16 protein-coding genes and 6 pseudogenes are annotated in these 14422 nt (G+C 67.9%); 12 read left to right on the top strand and 10 right to left on the bottom strand.

Features of this window, described 5'->3' with window-relative positions; genetic code table 11:
• Window positions 1-5: 5 nt before the first annotated feature.
• Window positions 6-185 (bottom strand): annotated as a pseudogene (locus K1T34_RS48865) (transposase); the annotation flags it as partial.
• 278 nt (window positions 186-463) lie between these two features.
• Here K1T34_RS48865 and K1T34_RS55020 point away from each other — a divergent pair.
• Window positions 464-574, top strand: a pseudogene (locus tag K1T34_RS55020) (WS/DGAT domain-containing protein); the annotation flags it as partial.
• Here the strand turns inward: K1T34_RS55020 and K1T34_RS48860 are convergent.
• From K1T34_RS48860 to K1T34_RS54275, 4 genes and pseudogenes are all read right to left on the bottom strand, one after another.
• Complete coding sequence (locus K1T34_RS48860; RefSeq protein WP_220241587.1) at window positions 559-2001, bottom strand: wax ester/triacylglycerol synthase family O-acyltransferase; 1443 nt, start codon at window positions 1999-2001, stop codon at window positions 559-561. The pseudogene K1T34_RS55020 and the gene K1T34_RS48860 overlap by 16 nt on opposite strands.
• A gap of 25 nt (window positions 2002-2026) precedes the next feature.
• Window positions 2027-2388 (bottom strand): annotated as a pseudogene (locus tag K1T34_RS54285) (NAD(P)H nitroreductase); the annotation flags it as partial.
• Window positions 2389-2501: 113 nt separating this feature from the next.
• Window positions 2502-2987 (bottom strand): SPFH domain-containing protein, encoded by a 486-nt coding sequence (locus K1T34_RS54280; protein ID WP_255638120.1) that lies wholly within the window; start codon window positions 2985-2987, stop codon window positions 2502-2504.
• Entirely contained in the window at window positions 2887-3333 is a 447-nt protein-coding gene (locus K1T34_RS54275; RefSeq protein ID WP_255638119.1) for an SPFH domain-containing protein, read from the bottom strand. Before K1T34_RS54275 ends, K1T34_RS54280 begins: the two co-directional genes overlap by 101 nt.
• 747 nt (window positions 3334-4080) lie before the next feature.
• On the opposite strand from K1T34_RS54275, the gene K1T34_RS48850 reads away from it, so the two are divergent.
• The 5 genes and pseudogenes from K1T34_RS48850 (at window position 4081) to K1T34_RS48830 (ending at window position 7220) form a co-directional block, all read left to right on the top strand.
• Window positions 4081-4560 carry a universal stress protein gene (locus K1T34_RS48850; RefSeq protein WP_220241586.1) on the top strand — a complete coding sequence of 160 codons (480 nt, stop codon included), beginning with the start codon at window positions 4081-4083 and terminating at the stop codon, window positions 4558-4560.
• Between the two features lie 69 nt (window positions 4561-4629).
• Complete coding sequence (locus K1T34_RS48845) at window positions 4630-4848, top strand: universal stress protein (RefSeq protein ID WP_220241585.1); 219 nt, start codon at window positions 4630-4632, stop codon at window positions 4846-4848.
• Between the two features lie 74 nt (window positions 4849-4922).
• Window positions 4923-5243 (top strand): annotated as a pseudogene (locus K1T34_RS55015) (transposase); the annotation flags it as partial.
• Between the two features lie 657 nt (window positions 5244-5900).
• The gene (locus K1T34_RS48835) at window positions 5901-6245 is read left to right on the top strand and encodes an STAS domain-containing protein (RefSeq protein WP_220241583.1); all 345 of its coding nucleotides are present in this window, start codon (window positions 5901-5903) and stop codon (window positions 6243-6245) included.
• Between the two features lie 96 nt (window positions 6246-6341).
• A complete protein-coding gene (locus tag K1T34_RS48830) occupies window positions 6342-7220 on the top strand; it encodes a universal stress protein (protein WP_220241582.1) in 879 nt (292 codons plus the stop codon).
• 284 nt (window positions 7221-7504) lie between these two features.
• On the opposite strand, the gene K1T34_RS48825 is transcribed toward K1T34_RS48830, so the two are convergent.
• The 3 genes and pseudogenes from K1T34_RS48825 to K1T34_RS48815 form a co-directional block, all read right to left on the bottom strand.
• Entirely contained in the window at window positions 7505-8425 is a 921-nt protein-coding gene (locus K1T34_RS48825) for an IS3 family transposase (RefSeq protein ID WP_220241581.1), read from the bottom strand.
• Between the two features lie 45 nt (window positions 8426-8470).
• Window positions 8471-9619 carry an IS30 family transposase gene (locus tag K1T34_RS48820; RefSeq protein WP_220241580.1) on the bottom strand — a complete coding sequence of 383 codons (1149 nt, stop codon included), beginning with the start codon at window positions 9617-9619 and terminating at the stop codon, window positions 8471-8473.
• 46 nt (window positions 9620-9665) lie between these two features.
• A pseudogene (locus K1T34_RS48815) lies at window positions 9666-9944 on the bottom strand (transposase); the annotation flags it as partial.
• A 172-nt stretch (window positions 9945-10116) separates the two neighbouring features.
• On the opposite strand from K1T34_RS48815, the gene K1T34_RS48810 reads away from it, so the two are divergent.
• Both K1T34_RS48810 and K1T34_RS54270 read left to right on the top strand, forming a co-directional pair.
• Complete coding sequence (locus K1T34_RS48810; protein ID WP_255638118.1) at window positions 10117-10788, top strand: universal stress protein; 672 nt, start codon at window positions 10117-10119, stop codon at window positions 10786-10788.
• Window positions 10789-11145, top strand: coding sequence for a universal stress protein (locus K1T34_RS54270; protein WP_360587080.1), 357 nt, complete (start codon window positions 10789-10791; stop codon window positions 11143-11145).
• On the opposite strand, the gene K1T34_RS48805 is transcribed toward K1T34_RS54270, so the two are convergent.
• Window positions 11066-11521 (bottom strand): DUF2267 domain-containing protein, encoded by a 456-nt coding sequence (locus K1T34_RS48805; protein ID WP_220241578.1) that lies wholly within the window; start codon window positions 11519-11521, stop codon window positions 11066-11068. The two genes, K1T34_RS54270 and K1T34_RS48805, sit on opposite strands and share 80 nt — an antisense overlap.
• Window positions 11522-11589: 68 nt before the next feature.
• Window positions 11590-12228 (bottom strand): hypothetical protein, encoded by a 639-nt coding sequence (locus tag K1T34_RS48800; protein ID WP_220241577.1) that lies wholly within the window; start codon window positions 12226-12228, stop codon window positions 11590-11592.
• Between the two features lie 111 nt (window positions 12229-12339).
• Here K1T34_RS48800 and K1T34_RS54265 point away from each other — a divergent pair, with 111 nt between their 5' ends.
• The 4 genes and pseudogenes from K1T34_RS54265 to K1T34_RS48790 all read left to right on the top strand — a co-directional run bounded on the left by K1T34_RS54265 (window position 12340) and on the right by K1T34_RS48790 (window position 14407).
• Window positions 12340-13050, top strand: coding sequence for a universal stress protein (locus tag K1T34_RS54265; RefSeq protein WP_370643570.1), 711 nt, complete (start codon window positions 12340-12342; stop codon window positions 13048-13050).
• Window positions 13032-13085: pseudogene (locus tag K1T34_RS55010) on the top strand (hypothetical protein); the annotation flags it as partial. The gene K1T34_RS54265 and the pseudogene K1T34_RS55010, both read left to right, overlap by 19 nt.
• Before the next feature lie 58 nt (window positions 13086-13143).
• On the top strand, window positions 13144-13572 hold the full coding sequence (locus K1T34_RS48795; RefSeq protein ID WP_370643569.1) for an ATP-binding cassette domain-containing protein: 429 nt from the start codon (window positions 13144-13146) through the stop codon (window positions 13570-13572).
• A 4-nt stretch (window positions 13573-13576) separates the two neighbouring features.
• Window positions 13577-14407 (top strand): slipin family protein, encoded by an 831-nt coding sequence (locus K1T34_RS48790; protein ID WP_220241576.1) that lies wholly within the window; start codon window positions 13577-13579, stop codon window positions 14405-14407.
• Window positions 14408-14422 lie beyond the last annotated feature (15 nt).

The raw sequence follows: 14422 nt of genomic DNA, 5'->3' as shown, positions 1-14422 counted from the left end.
TTGATCTATGTGTGGGTGCGGTCGGGTAGTTCGGGGCGGTAGCCGCCGAGGGCGAGGAGCGCGAGGGAGATCAGGGCGTGGGGGTGTTTGAACCCGAACGCCAGACGTGTCAGCAGCCGGATCTTGGTGTTGGTCGACTCGATCAGTGCGTTGGACAGGCGATGATCGAGGGTCGCGTGGATCGCCGGCAGTCCCGATTCGACGCCGAACTCCCCGAACGGCTCGGCAACCACTTTTCCCTGGTGTTCGCGCGGTTGCCGCTGGGCGGCCGGACGTTCGGGGAACGGCTCGCCGAGACTCACTGGCGCGTCGCGCGGATCTGTGAATCCTACGAACCGGTGGTGAACTACGGGCTCTAATACGTCGTCGCCCGTACCCCGGGACCGGTGTCGGAGGGGCTGAGCGCATTCCTGTCCGCCAAGGCGGTGGGCGTGCTCGCCAACGTGCCCGGCCCCGCGGGTCGATGGCGACGGCAGGGGCACCCGTCGAGGGGATCGTGGGCTGGGCGCCGTGCGGCGACCGCCACGCGATCACGGTGTGCGAGTTCAGCTACGCCGGTCAGGTCCGCTTCGGCTTCGGCATGGACCGGCGCGGGCTGCCGGATCCGCGGGATCTCGTGGCGGCCCTCGATGCCGAGACCGCGGCGGTCTTGAGCGCATCCAGCTCTGCCACGACCGCGTCGGCGAGGAACCGCGGATCCGGCACGGTCGCGCGGTCGACCGTGACGCCGAAGAAAACGCAGCCCCGGTAGGTCAGCATCGCGACCCCGGTGCGCAGGCGCAGGGCGATCGGCACGTACGGGTAGAGCTCGAGCACTTCGCGGCTGGTGACGGTGAGTTCACCGGGCGGAGCGGGCACGTTCGTGGTCACCGTGACGATGTTGTGCTGGGGAAGCCGGGCGGCGCCGCGAATCGCCCACGCCGATGCGGCGAACGGGCCCAGCGCTGCCGATGTGGTCACGAACTCGCCCGCGATGGCCTCGCGGCTGTCCTTCAGCGCGGCGACCCTGCGGTGCACCCGGATCAGGCGCTGGACGGGATCGGCCAGGTCGACGGGCAGCAGCGGCAGCAGCAGCGACACCCGGTTGTCCACCTCGGACTCGTGCCCGGCTCGTACCGCGACGGGCACGAGGCTGCGGACGCTGTCGGCGGCGGGTTCCTCACCGCTGCGGACGAGCAGCTCCCGCAAGGCGCCGCTGACCGCGGCGAGCAGGACGTCGTTGACGGTGACCTCGAACGCCTTCGCGGTGGTGACCACGTCGTCCAGCGCGGCGCGTGTGAACGCGTAACCGCGCCGCCGGCCGAGCGGCCCGCTCAGCGAAGTGGGGGCGACGGGCATGAGTGCCGTGCTGAGCGCGGCGAACCCCCGGGCGACGTCGGTAGCGCGGCGGGCGAGCGCGCGGGGGTGCAGCGCGCTGCGGGCCAGATGGCCCAGCCCGCTGAACGGGCTGGTCACAAGGTCGCCGAGCGCGAACGCGAGCAGCCGCAGCGAACCGGGGTCCGGCGCGGGTTCGGCGTCCTCGGCGGATGGGGGCGCCGAGCCGAATAGCACCCGCTGCAAGCCGATGCCGGCGACACCGTCGGCGAGGCTGTGGTGGACCTTGGACAGCACGGCCCACCGGCCACCGGTGAGCCCTTCGATCACCCAGAACCGCCACAGCGGACCGTCGCGGTCGAACCGTTCGTCCATGAGCAGTGCAACGAGCTCGCCCAGGGCGGCCTCGTCATGGGGTGCCGGCACGGCCAACCGGCCGATGTGGTCCTCAGGGCGGAAGGCTTCGTCGTCGACCCACACCGGAGGCCCGAGGTCGAACGGCACACGGCGGATCTTCTGGTGGCACCGCGGGACGCCGGGCAGCCGGGAGGTGATCGCCGCGGCGAACTCGTCCTGCGCCGGGGCGGGGCCGGCCAGGATCGCCAGCGACGCGATCGCGAGAGTCGCGTGCGGGTCCTCGTCCTCGATCTCCAGGAACGCCGCGTCGAGGGGACTGAGCCGCTCCATGGCGACCTCCTCGGTGATCTTCGGCCGTGTCGAGGGGCGTCACGACGTCTTCCAAGTCACGGCGCGGGATGGCTGGCAGCGAGTCTGCGTTGGCGGGTGCCCAGCCGAGGCGCAGGACCATCTGCGGGAAGGGTGTAGGACGAGACTTTCGCCTTGACGGTGTCCCGGACGGTGGGCAGCTCGAGCGGTTCGGTCATCGGGCACGCGGCGAGCCCGAAGCAGGTCGCAGTGAGCGGGGCCGCGCTGGTCGCTTCCCCTGCGCAGGCGGGACATCTGGTCTACGGACGCGGTACTCAGCACGAGGAGCACGGTCTCATCGTCCTCGCTGGCGGCGCCGGGCGGTTCGGCCAATTCGGGTTCGGCGAAGGGCCGAGCCGGGACCTCCCCGGCGTGCCGTTGTCCTCGTCGATGAAGATGTCCAGCCGCCAGTGCTTCTCCTGCATCACAGGCCTCCTTCCGGATCAGGTGCTCGGATACTTGGCGAGGATCTCGCGCAGCGTTCAGGCAACCACCGAGGCGGCGGCCTTGCCGTTCGGCTCCGCCACCTGCGGGGCCGGCGGAGTCGAGGCAGCCGCCTCGCGGGTCAGGAACGAACCGAGCTCGCCGATGGTGCTCATCAGCGGCGCCGGGAACACGACGGTGCTGTTGTGGTCGACGGCGATCTCGACCAGGCTCTGGAGGTTCCGCAGCTGGAGGGAAAGCGGGTGCGCCATCATGGTGTCCGACGCCTCGCCGAGCTTCGCCGCGGCCGGCGCTTCACCTTCCGCGTTGATGATCTTCGCGCGCTTTTCCCGCACGGCTTCGGCCTGTTTCGCCAAGGCGCGCTTCATCGTCTCCGGCACCTGGATGTCCTTCAACTCCACGAGCGTCACGTCGACTCCCCTTTCAGTCGTGGTGGTGTCGAGGATCAGGCGGATGTCGGAGTTCACCGCATCCGTCTCGGCCAGCGTTTCGTCGAGCGTGTGCTCCCCGATGACCTTCCGCAACGTTGGTCTGCGCGATCTGGTCGATCGCGGCGTAGACGTTTTCGATCGCGACGACCGACTTCACTGCGTCCACTAGCCGGAAGTATGCGACGGCCGAAACGTCGACGCTGACGTTGTCCCGCGTGATGATGCCCTGCGACTGGATCGGCATGGTGACGATGCGCAGAGAGATCCCGCGCAGGAGGTCGATCACCGGTATGACGAACCGCAACCCGGGCTCGCGGACACCGATCACCCGGCCCAGCCGGAACTGAACACCTTTCTCGAACTGCTTGACGATCCTGATCGACATACCCAACAGGAACAGGACCACACCAGCGATACCAACGATCACCCAGGGATTCATCGTCGGTTCCTTCCTTGGAAGCGCGGTTCGCCCGTCCAGCAGACCGGTTCCGCCTGGCACCAGGGAACGGCCGCTCGGCCCTGGCCACGAGGACCAAAGGCACTCGCGGTGGCCGCCAGGGCGCCACTGGGGGACGGATTCCGCTAGGCGAGTCAGGCCAACTGCCTGCAACGTCGTACACAGCCCTCCGCGACGACCTCGGTCAACCACCCGCATCGCAAACGAAACAAGCCGAATCGCCGTCGGCGCACGATCCATCCATCGCGCGATCGACCTAGGGTTCACTCGTCGCGCATCGAGAGGCTCAAGCGAGCAAGACGCCGCTGTCATCGGCGATGTGGCTGCCAATCAGGCAGAAGGCCAGCTCAAGAACAAGAAAGCGGGCCGTTCGACCGATGTGTTCGGGGTGGCCAATCCGCTGCATCGGGAAGTTCCGGAGCAAACGTTTCAACCTGCGCACTCATGCCGTCGACGGCTACCAGCCAACGGCGACACCACAAGTCGAGCCCAACGGCCTGCCAGTGACGATCGACGTCGGGTCACTACGGGCCGATCAGCTGTAGTGAGGTCAGGGCCGTCGTCATCGATCTCGTCGTCCAAGAGAGTGCCGGAATCCTCGCTGCCACCGCAGCGAAGCACTGCCACCGCGTCGTGTTCTCCCGGAACCGATTCCTCCTGGTACGCGACCGGCTCACCGTCGAGAGCGCCGAAACACTGCGCGATAGCACCGGCGCAGAGGAGGCTCCGATGGACCGCGTGATCGCCAGATACGACGGCTCACCACACTCGGCGACAGCGCTGGCGTGGGCAGCCGAACAAGCCCGCCTGCGCCACGCGGAAATCCACGCACTCACCGTCGTCGACCGCCATACTCGACGCGACCGCAGTGAGGACCTTCGCGCGCAGATGCTGCCTGCCATCGAACGGGCCAGCCACGGCCTTGCGGTCAAGCACCACATCGAACACGGCGATGCCGCGGCCCACCTCGTCCAAGCCTGCGCCACCACCGACCTGCTGGTTGTCGGCTCCCGAGCACACGGCCCGGTGACTCGACGGCTGCTCGGCTCGGTCAGCCGGGCCTGTGTGCACACTGCCGCGTGCCCGGTCGTGGCCGTGCGCACGGAACCAGAGGAAACCCACGGCGTGATTCTCGTCGGCGTCGACGGATCCACGGCCGCCCGCCACGCCCCCACCTGCGCGGCGCCACTCTGCTCGCGATACACATAGTCCACACCGTCTGCTGGAACCACTTCGGCGCTGAGTGGGCCACCCCCACTGTCCCGACCTCCTGGACAGTTGCTGGCCAAGGAATTCGACGAGACCGGTGTGACCGCAGAGCCGGAAGTGATCCACGGCCACCCTGCCGACGTTCTCGTCCGTCGCAGCGATCACACCGATTTGCTGGTTCTGGGGTCACGCGGACACAGCCCGCTGGCCAACCTGCTACTAGGGTTCACCGCAGACCACTGTGCCCGCCACGCCCTCTGCCCGACCATGCTCGGCCGTGCTTCGTAGCCTGGCCCCGGCCATGTCCTCATCGATTTCCGGTGGAGCGGAATTGACCGTAAGACGCGAGGACGGCTCGATACCCGACCACCGTCAGGTTGTGGGACAAAGCCTGGGCCGAGTTCGTGCCGCTCCTGGCGTTCGACCCCGAGATCCGGCGGGTGATGTGCACGACCAACGCGATCGAGAGTGTTAAGGCCCGAATCCTCCGCGCCGTGAAGGCCCGCGGACACTTCCCGAGGCGAGCAGGCCGCGCTCAAATGCGTCTACTGGCGATCATGAGCTTGGACCCGACCGGCGCCGGCCGCAAACCGACCATGCGCTGGAAACCCGCTCCGAACGCCTTGGCCGCCTGGCCGCCGGACGCAAGTAGCTCCTCAACCCGACTTACACTGCTCGTTTGACAGACCCGCTGCCGTGGCAGGCTGCGCACGCTGGACACTCGCGGGGCGAGCTCCGCTCGCGAAAGCGGTCGTGGCCCGTGCAGGTTCGGCGCAGGGATGGGACACCGGTCACCTTCGACGTGACGCGGATCGGGGCCGTGGTCGCCTTCACAGCTCGCGACGCCGGACACGCGAACCCCAGTCAGGCCCAACGTCACCTTAAAGCGACAGCCGACGCACTCGCGACCCCGTTGCGGGGCGCGTTCCCCGCCGTTGTCCTCCGCGGGCGCCATGGTTAACGCGGTCGCCGCGGTCGGCCTGTACTTCGTGACGTGCTTTTCACCGCGGCTGGCCTACTGGAGTTCCGTGTTCGCGCTGAACCGTCATCGTGTCGGAAGTGGCACCGGGAGTGGTCGGCGGAGCTGGAGAAGAAGGCGCATTCCTGAGCCCCTTCTACAGCTGCCCGGGATCGCGCCGGTGGGCAGAAGGGACACCCAGTGCGGGTCGGCACCTGCGGCCAGGCCGCCCGGTCGGGTGCCAGGATCCGACCACCCGTGCGTCTCGGCGTTCCGGCGGAGTTCGCCTCTGTGCCAGGGTTTCGCGGTCATCGGTTCGCCCTTGCGGATTCGAGGTACGCGGTGCGGTAGGCCTGCGAGCAGACCTTCACCGCGCTGCTGCATGAAGCGATCGACGGCACAACGGCGGTGTATCGGCGTCAACGATGAGGACTTCCGCCGGCGTGCCCTCGTCGCGGTGTCGGACGAGGTGTCCGGGCCGGTGCAATGGTTCGTGCGCAACACCGAGGCCAACGTCGAGCTCGACCTCACTGCGGCCGATGCCCTCGACCAGCTGCGTGAGGAACTCACCCGCTGCGGCGTGTCCGCGCTCGCGCACGTCAAGCAGGACCTGCGCGACGACCTCGAAGCCGCGGGACTGGTCGGGAAGGTGGGGGAGAAGCGGATTTTCCCGACGCTGCCGACGGCCGTGAGCGGCGACCGGGACTGGGTCGCCGCGCGGAGCTGACGTTGGTCCCCGGCTGCCAGGACGAACGGCTGCAGCAGAGCAGGTCCGCGCGGGCCTACGTTCGTGCTTCGTCGTAGTGGAACGGGAGGACACATCATGACCGCACCCGGAAAGTCACCCGTCGTCGTGGCCGTGGACGCCTCGAAGGCCGCGACCGCGGCGGCGGTGTGGGCAGTCGGGGAAGCAGCGCGGCGGCACGCTCCGCTGGTCGTGCTCACCGCTTACGGGTTCGACGACACCTGGTTCGGCAGCGCAGCAGACATGCCATCGGATTGGATAGCCGTCAAGCGCGCGGAGGCAGAAGCATTGCTGCGCCGGACGCGCGAGACGCTCGAAGCCGTCGTGCCCGGGCTCGACGTCTCGACCGAAGCGACAGACCGAGGCCGTGTGCCCGCCCTCCTCATCGCGTCGGAACGCGCGAGGATCCTTGTGGTCGGCGAACCGATCGGGCCGCTGCTCGGCCTGTTCAGCGGCTCGCCGGGTGTCGATCTGGCCGCAAAGGCTCACTGCCCGGTGGTCGCTGTCCGCGGCCAGGAAACTGTTGACGGCCAGGTCGTTGTCGGCGTCGACGGCAGCCCGCTCAGCGAAGCGGCGATCGGCTGGGCCTTCGAGGAGGCCTCGTTGCGCAAAACTGACCTCATCGCCCTCCACACCTGGCACGACGGCGACCTCTCCCACACCGGCGTCGGCAGTGGCATGTTCCAGGGCGAGAGCCTCCAGGAGACCGGCCACCGCCTGCTCGCCCAACGCCTCGCCGGCTGGCAGGAGAAGTACCCCGACGTCTACGTCGAACGCCAAGTTGACCACGACAAGCCCCGCCATCGGTTGCTCGCGTTGGGCCACAACGCCCAGCTGCTCGTCGTCGGCAGCCGTGGCCGCGGCGGCTTCGCCGGGCTGGTGCTCGGGTCGACGAGCCAGGCCTTGCTGCACCACGCGGACTGCCCGGTCATGGTGGTGCGCTCGGAAAAGGGCTGAGATGTGGAGGCACCCCAGAGCGGGCCGGTGCGGGGGCTGCCGTAACGACGTTTCCCCACCGCCTGCAGCGAAACGCCAGCGCCAAGCCAGAACGACGAGGCGACCGGATACCCAGCGCGAACACGGCGAGCCCGCCGACGATCAAGTTTCACGGCAGGGTGGCCACCAGCGCCAGGTATCCGACGAGACAGCGATGTCAAGCCAGCGGAGCCAATAGCCAGCAGCGCGTCCGCGCGCTGCTACCGCAAGCTGTCTGTCAAGCCCCGGGTTTCATGGAGAGTGGATTAGTTGGTTTCCTGGGTTGCGGTGACCGGGTGGGTCATCGCGTGGAGCGTCTCGTATTCGGTGGGTGGGAGGTGTCCGAGCTCGCCGTGCAGGCGCCGGTTGTTGTACCAGTCGATGTACTCCACGGTCGCGATTTCCAGGTCGTCGAGGCCGCGCCAGGGGCCGCTGTTGCGGACGAGTTCGGCCTTGTAGAGCGAGTTGAACGCCTCGGCCATCGCGTTGTCGTAGCTGTCGCCTCGGGACCCGACCGAGGCGACGGCGTCGGCCTCGGCCAGGTGCTGGGTGTAGCGGATCGCTCGGTATTGCACTCCGCGGTCGCTGTGGTGGACCAGCCCGGTCAGGTCGGCGCGGTCGGCCTGGCGGCGCCAGATCGCCATCTGCAGCGCGTCCAGCGCCAGATCCGTGTAGAGACTGGTGGCGACCTGCCAGCCGACGATCAGGCGGGAGAACACGTCCAGCACGAACGCGGCGTAGGCCCAGCCCGCGGCCGTGCGCACGTAAGTGATGTCCGCGACCCACAACTCGTTCACCCGCGTCGCCGTGAAGTCACGTTCCACCAGGTCAGTCGGCCTTCCGGTCTCCGGCGCCGGCCGTGTCGTGCGAGGAGACTTGTCGCGGAGCAGGCCGCGTAACCCGGCCTCGCGCATAAGCCGCTCGACCGTGCACCGGGCCACCTCGACGCCGTGGCGGTTCAGCTCAGCCCAGACCTTCCTGGCTCCGTAGACGCTGTAGTTCGCCTCATGCACCCGTTTGATCTTCTCGGTCAGCTCCCGGTCCCGCGCCGCGCGGGCGGATTCGGGACGGGACTTGGCGGCGTAGTAGGTCGACGGTGCGATCTGGGCAGGCGTGCCCTCAAGCACCTGCAGGACCGGCTGGACACCGTGCTCCTTCCGCTGCGAGTCAACGAACTCGACCTTCATCGCGACGGACGGTCCAGCTCCGCTGCGAAGAAAGACGCCTTAGATTCAACCCGTCAAGGCAACACACTCGGCCGGTGTGCGGTAACCCAGGCATTTTCGGGGTCGGTTGTTGAGTCGATCGGCGATCGCGTCGAGTTCGGTCTGGCTGTAGGCGGCGAGGTTGGTGCCCTTCGGTAGATATTGGCGCAGCAGCTTGTTCGTGTTCTCGTTCGTGCCGCGTTGCCATGGACTGCGGGGCGCGGCGAAAAACACGTCAACGCCTGTGGCGGTGGTGAATACGCGGTGGTCGGCCAGTTCCATCCCGCGGTCCCAGGTCAAGCTGCGGTGCAGCGTCTCGGGCATCGTGGCGTATCGCTCGATGAGCCCTGCGACGACAGTCTCGGTGCGCCGGTCAGCCAGCTGAACCACTGTGAGGTAGCGGGTTTTGCGGTCTACGAGCGTCGCTACCTGACTGCTCGTACCGCCGACGATCAGATCGCCCTCAAGGTGCCCGATGACGCTGCGGTCTTCGGCCTCGGCCGGCCGGTCGGTGATCGGGCGTGCATCGATGATCTGCGAGCGCCACTGCCCTTTCACACTGTGCCGCTTGTTCTTGCGGATCGGACGCCCGGTCCGCAGCTTCTTCGACATCGCCTTCGGGATGAGCTTCCAACGGCTGGTGTAGACGCTGCGGTAGATCGTCTCGTGGCTGACCATCATGTCCGGATCGCCCTCGTGTTCCAACCGCAGCCGCCGCGCGATCTGCTGGGGCGACCATTCTTGCTCGAGCCAGTCCACGACGCGGTTGCGCAGGATCGGATTCCTTGCCAGCAAGGATTGTTTAGGGCGCTTGCGCTGATCATCGGCACGCTCCTGGGCCGCGACGGCGCGATAGACGTCGCGGCCGCCATTGCGCCGGACCTCCCGGCTCACCGTCGATGCCGACCGCCCGAGACTCGCCGCGATCGCCCGGAATGACAACTGAGCGCTGATTCCACGCGAAATCACCTCGCGCTCATCGACACTGAGGTGGTCCGCTCGGGAAACCGGCCGCTTGGGGGCGATCCCGCCATGATGCTTGAGCACGGTGAACACCGACCCAGGCGGCTTGTCCAGTGCACGTCCGATCACGCTGATCGACTCTCCGGCCCTCCACCGCCCCCACAACTCCTCCTTCATCGGATCCGACATGCCCGGCCGACCCAGACGCGCCACAAACCCCTCCTCAACCAGCCCCGATGCACCGACCGGTTGAATCTAAGGCCGCTGACTTCAGGATCTGGTTCGCCCGGCGCAGCTCACGCACCTCACGTTCCAGCTCGGCGATCCTGGCCGCCTCTGCCGAGGTCGTGCCCGGCCGTGCCCCTTCGTCGGTCTCGGCCTGCTTCACCCACGTCCGCAACGCCTCCGGGTGCACACCGAGCTGGTCGGCGATCCGCTTGATCGCACCACCAGCCGACGCAGGGTCTCGCCTAGCCTCGACTGCCAGCCGCGTTGCCCGCTCCCGCAACTCCTCGGGGTACTTCCGTGGTGCCGCCATGACCGTGAATCCTCCGGGTGTTCGATACCTCCATCAAACCCGGGGCGGGACAGTCGACGGGCCTGAGTACACCCTGTGCCCCTCGACGTCCGCCCGGCGGAGAGCTCACAGCTGAAGCTTGGTTGCCGGGGTATCCGCCGCGCATGGCCCAGCGCTGAATGCGGGGTGCAGAATGACAAGCCTGTCCACTGACCTGGTTGTCGGAGTCGACGGATCCGAGGCGTCAATCACGGCGCTGATATGGACCGCGCGGATGGCGGGGGAGTACCACCGCAGTCTCCGCGTCGTGTACGCCGTCGACGAGGTCCCGGTGGCCTATCCGCATGCTGTGTCGATGTACGCCGACGTGCAGCGACTCACCCGTGAGTGCGGGCGCCGCGTGCTCCAGCAGGCGCAGGAGGCGGCGGCTGAAGTGGCTCCGGGGTTGACCGTGAAAGTCGTGTTCCGGCCGGAGCGTCCGGCGGTGGCGTTGCGCGACGAATCCGCTTACGCCGGCCTGCTGATCCTCGGCACGCCCGGGCTTCGTCGTCTGGGCCGGATCCTGCTGGGATCGGTGTCGGTCGCGCTCGCGGCGCAGGGCGAGTGCCCGGCCGCGTTCGTCCGGCCACACGCCGGCGACGACGCGCCGCCAGTTGACGGGCCGGTGGTGGTCGGCGTTGACGCCACGCCGGTTGGTGAGGAGGCGATCGTTCTCGCTTTCGAGGAGGCATCGTGGCGCCGGGCTCCGCTCGTCGCGGTGCACTGCTGGCGGGAAGCGTTCTTGCCCTCGGTTTTCAAGGAGGGTGGCTGGACCATGGACACGCAGGCGATCGAGGAGCACGAGCGGGAACTGCTGGCCCAGTGACTGGCCTGCCTGCAGGAGAAGTATCCGGACATCGAAGTCACCCGCGTGGTGGCGAAGGGACGGCCATCGGAGGGCTTGCTCGTCTACCCCGACCGCGCACAGCTGCTGGTCGTAGGCAGGCGGGGCAGGGCACCGGGTTTGGCACTCGGCTCGACGAGCCAGAGCCTGATCTCCTACGCGCTCTGCCCGGTCATCGCCGCGCGTGGAACGCCTTCGGCTGACAGCGACGTTCGCAGCCGGGTCGGCATTCGGCCCGGCGAGTCTCGGGTGCGCGCGTTCAGCGGCGGCGAACAGACGTCGGCCGGACCGGGGTCCCGAACTCGAGCTCGCCGCGGAGGGCCGCCGGCAGAAGTGTGAAGACGTGCTCGAGCTGGCCTGGGGAGCAGAGTGAATCCAGCGCCGCCGAAACCGCGCTTGCGGCCGCCGGGACGTCGTTCGGACTGATCGTCGCTCCTTCGGCGAACAAAACGGTGAACGTGGCGGCGTCGTAGCGCACGGGGACTCTGCTCGGTTTCCAGCCGTCGAAGTAGACGCCGCGCAGCAGCTCGGGCAGTTGGGCCGCGAAATGTGCGGCGCTCTGGACGGTGAGCCGGTCGCGGACCAGGTGCAACCACGTTCGCAGCACCCGGTAGACGTAGTGGTGGTCTTCGGTACCCAGCTGCTCGGCGATGGCGGTCAGCCAGCGGCGGGCCGTCTGATAGGCGGGTGCGAGCGGATCGGAGTGCGTCGTCATCGGTTTTCCTTTCGAGTCGGGGGTTCTGCGCATTCGTCAATGGGCTGCGGGTGCAAGGCGTCGACGGGTCATTCGCCGGGGCGCACGAACCGGCTCGGGTCACCGGCGGCCCGCGCTCCGCTGTCCAGCCATTTCGCGAACCCCTGCCGGTCGCGCCGCTCCAACTCGTCGAGGTAGGCCTGCCGGGCGGAGACGACGATGTGCCGCCCGCGCTCGTCACCTGCGTGTTGCAGCTGCACGAAGCTCCGCCGCCACGCCAGGCAGAGCTCGTCGAGCGAGAGGGCGCTGACCGGCATCGGGCAGGGCACGCCTGTGTGCGACGCCGATGTCGTCTGTCGACTCCGGCTGCCTCGCTGCGGCGCTCTGAAGAGAGTTCGCCACCCGGACCAGGCTCCCGCTAACAGCAGAACAGCGGTCGTCGTGAAAGCCGGCCCCGGACCGGCGATCACTGCGATCGTGGCGGCGAAGACACCTACGACCATCAGACCCAGCGCCAATGCCATCGCTGCGCGCCGGGACGCGTGGTGGGGGCCGAACGCACGTTCCACCCAACGCACCCCGTCCGCGCACAGCCAGACGAGCGAGGCCAGTGCCAGTGCCATCGAGGCTATGGCGATGACCGCCGCGGCCGGCACGACCAGGACACCGAGCGCGCACACCAGACTCGTGAAGCAGATCGTCGACCACCACGCGACGTGAGCGAACACGGCACACCTCGGAAGTCTGTTGGGTTCCTGGGATCGGGAGGGGCGAAGCCGGTTCCTCGCGGGCCGTCCTGGGTGTCCGCGAGCGGTGTGTCTCCTCACAGGTATTCCGCAATGTTCACGCCCAGCTTGAGTTGGCTGGGGAATTCGCGGATAGGGTCCTATGTCTTTTCGCCCGGGCCTTACGTCAGTGTCGCGAGCGTGCACCGTGCCGGGCCCTTGGTCCTCGGCACCGGTGTCCACCGGCCGTTTCCCCCACCGGAGGGAACCGCTGTCCTTGAGTCGGCAACTGTGCCTCGGCGGAAGGTCACGGCAATGGCAGAAGTCAACGATCGGCTGGTGGTGGGTCTCGACGGATCGGATGCCGCCGACGTTCAAGCCGTGACGGCGTGGGTGTACGACCCGATGCTCGACGACGAGTCGGTGAACCGGAAGGCGGCTGAGGCGAGGGAAGAACACCTGCGGCAACTCGAGGAGTACGTGGCCTCGGCTTGCGCGGGCCGGCCAGGCGTGGAGGTGCGGTGCGTGGCTGCCGAGGGCGATCCCGCTGATGTGCTCGTGGAGTGCTCGCGTGACGCGCTGATGCTGGTGGTCGGCAGCCACGGCTGGGGAAAGTGGCGCGGCCTGCTGGCCGGCTCCGTGAGCGGTTCCTGTCTACGGCACGCGCACTGTCCGGTGGTGGTGATCCCTCCGCGGGCGTGGTTGCCGGGCAGCGCGGTGGGGCGGCTGGCGCCGTCCAGGCACTGGCGGGGGTCGATCTCGATGTTCCAGCCGGGCAAGTCACCGCGCTCGTCGGGGACAACGGGGCGGGGAAGTCCGTGCTGATCAAGTGCATCGCGGGGATCCACTCGCTGGACAGCGGTGAGTTCCGGTGGCAGGGACGACCGGTGCGTCGGCCGCGAACTCGTATGCCACGGCGTGTTGGACGAAGACACGATGCAGCTCTCGACGCGCAAGACGCTTGCCGAGCTCGGCGTGACGACGGTGCCTTCGGTGCGCCAGCCCGTCGGCCTGCTGACCGGCGGGCAGCGCCAGGCGGTCGCGATCGCGAAATCCCTGCTGTGGAAGTTGAGGCTGGTGCTCATGGACGAGCCGACGGCGGCGCTCGGCGTGCAGCAGACCGAAGTCGTGCTGCGGCTGGTGCGGACGCCGGCCGACCGCGGACCGGCGGTGATCGCGATCTCTCACAACATGAACGGGGTCCTGCACGTCGCGGACCGGGTCGCTGTCTTGTATCTGGGCCGGCTGGCGGTGGGGCACCCGGCCAGCGACGTCGACAAGGAAACCCTCATCGAGCTCATGACCACGGGCCGGTCCTCCCGGATCGAGCCACAAGGAACGGAGTAACGCCATGAACCCTTGGATCATCACCGGGATCGCCGTGGCGGTCCTGCTTGTGCTGGGCCTTTCGATCAGGATCGTCAAGCAGTACGAGAAGGGGGTGCAGTTCCGGCTCGGGCGAGTGATCGGAGTACGCGAGCCAGGGCTACGGCTGATCATCCCTGTGGTCGATGTGCTGCGCCGGGTGTCCCTGCGGATCGTCACCATGCCGATCCAGTCGCAGGGCATCATCACTCGGGACAACGTGAGCGTGGACGTCTCGGCGGTCGCGTACTTCCGAGTGGTCGACGTGGTGAAGTCGGTCGTGGCGATCGAGAACGTGCACGCGGCGATCAATCAGATCGCGCAGACGACTCTGCGGAAGGTGATCGGGCAGCACACGCTCGACGAAACCCTGTCGGAAACGGACGCGATCAACTCCGACATCCGGCGGATCCTCGACGACACCACGACCGAGTGGGGTGTCGACGTGACGTTGGTGGAGCTGAGGGACATTCAGCTGCCGGAAGCGATGAAGCGTGCGATGGCCAAGGAGGCCGAAGCCGAACGGGAGAAGCGGGGGAAGATCATCAACGCCGAGGGTGAGGCGCTGGCGGCGACGAAGCTCGGCGAGGCGTCGGACACGATGATGGCGCACCCACTTTCGCTGCAGCTGCGCAACTTGCAGAGTTTGGTCGAGATCGCGGTCGATCACAACAGCACTGTCGTGTTCCCGGCTCCGTTGATGAGCACCATCGGCGAGCTCGGGTCGTTCCTCGCGCACGAGGCGGCCGCGGCCAAGCCGCCCATGCCGCAGGCCGCCGAACCGAATGGAAAACCCGCCGTCTCCGTGGGTCCCTGAACCCGCCGTACCGGA

This window comes from Amycolatopsis sp. DSM 110486 (genome assembly GCF_019468465.1).
In the GTDB taxonomy this organism is placed as follows: Bacteria; Actinomycetota; Actinomycetes; order Mycobacteriales; family Pseudonocardiaceae; genus Amycolatopsis.
Note: the sequence above shows the minus strand (reverse complement) of the source record. Positions and strands in the feature narration are given on the sequence as shown.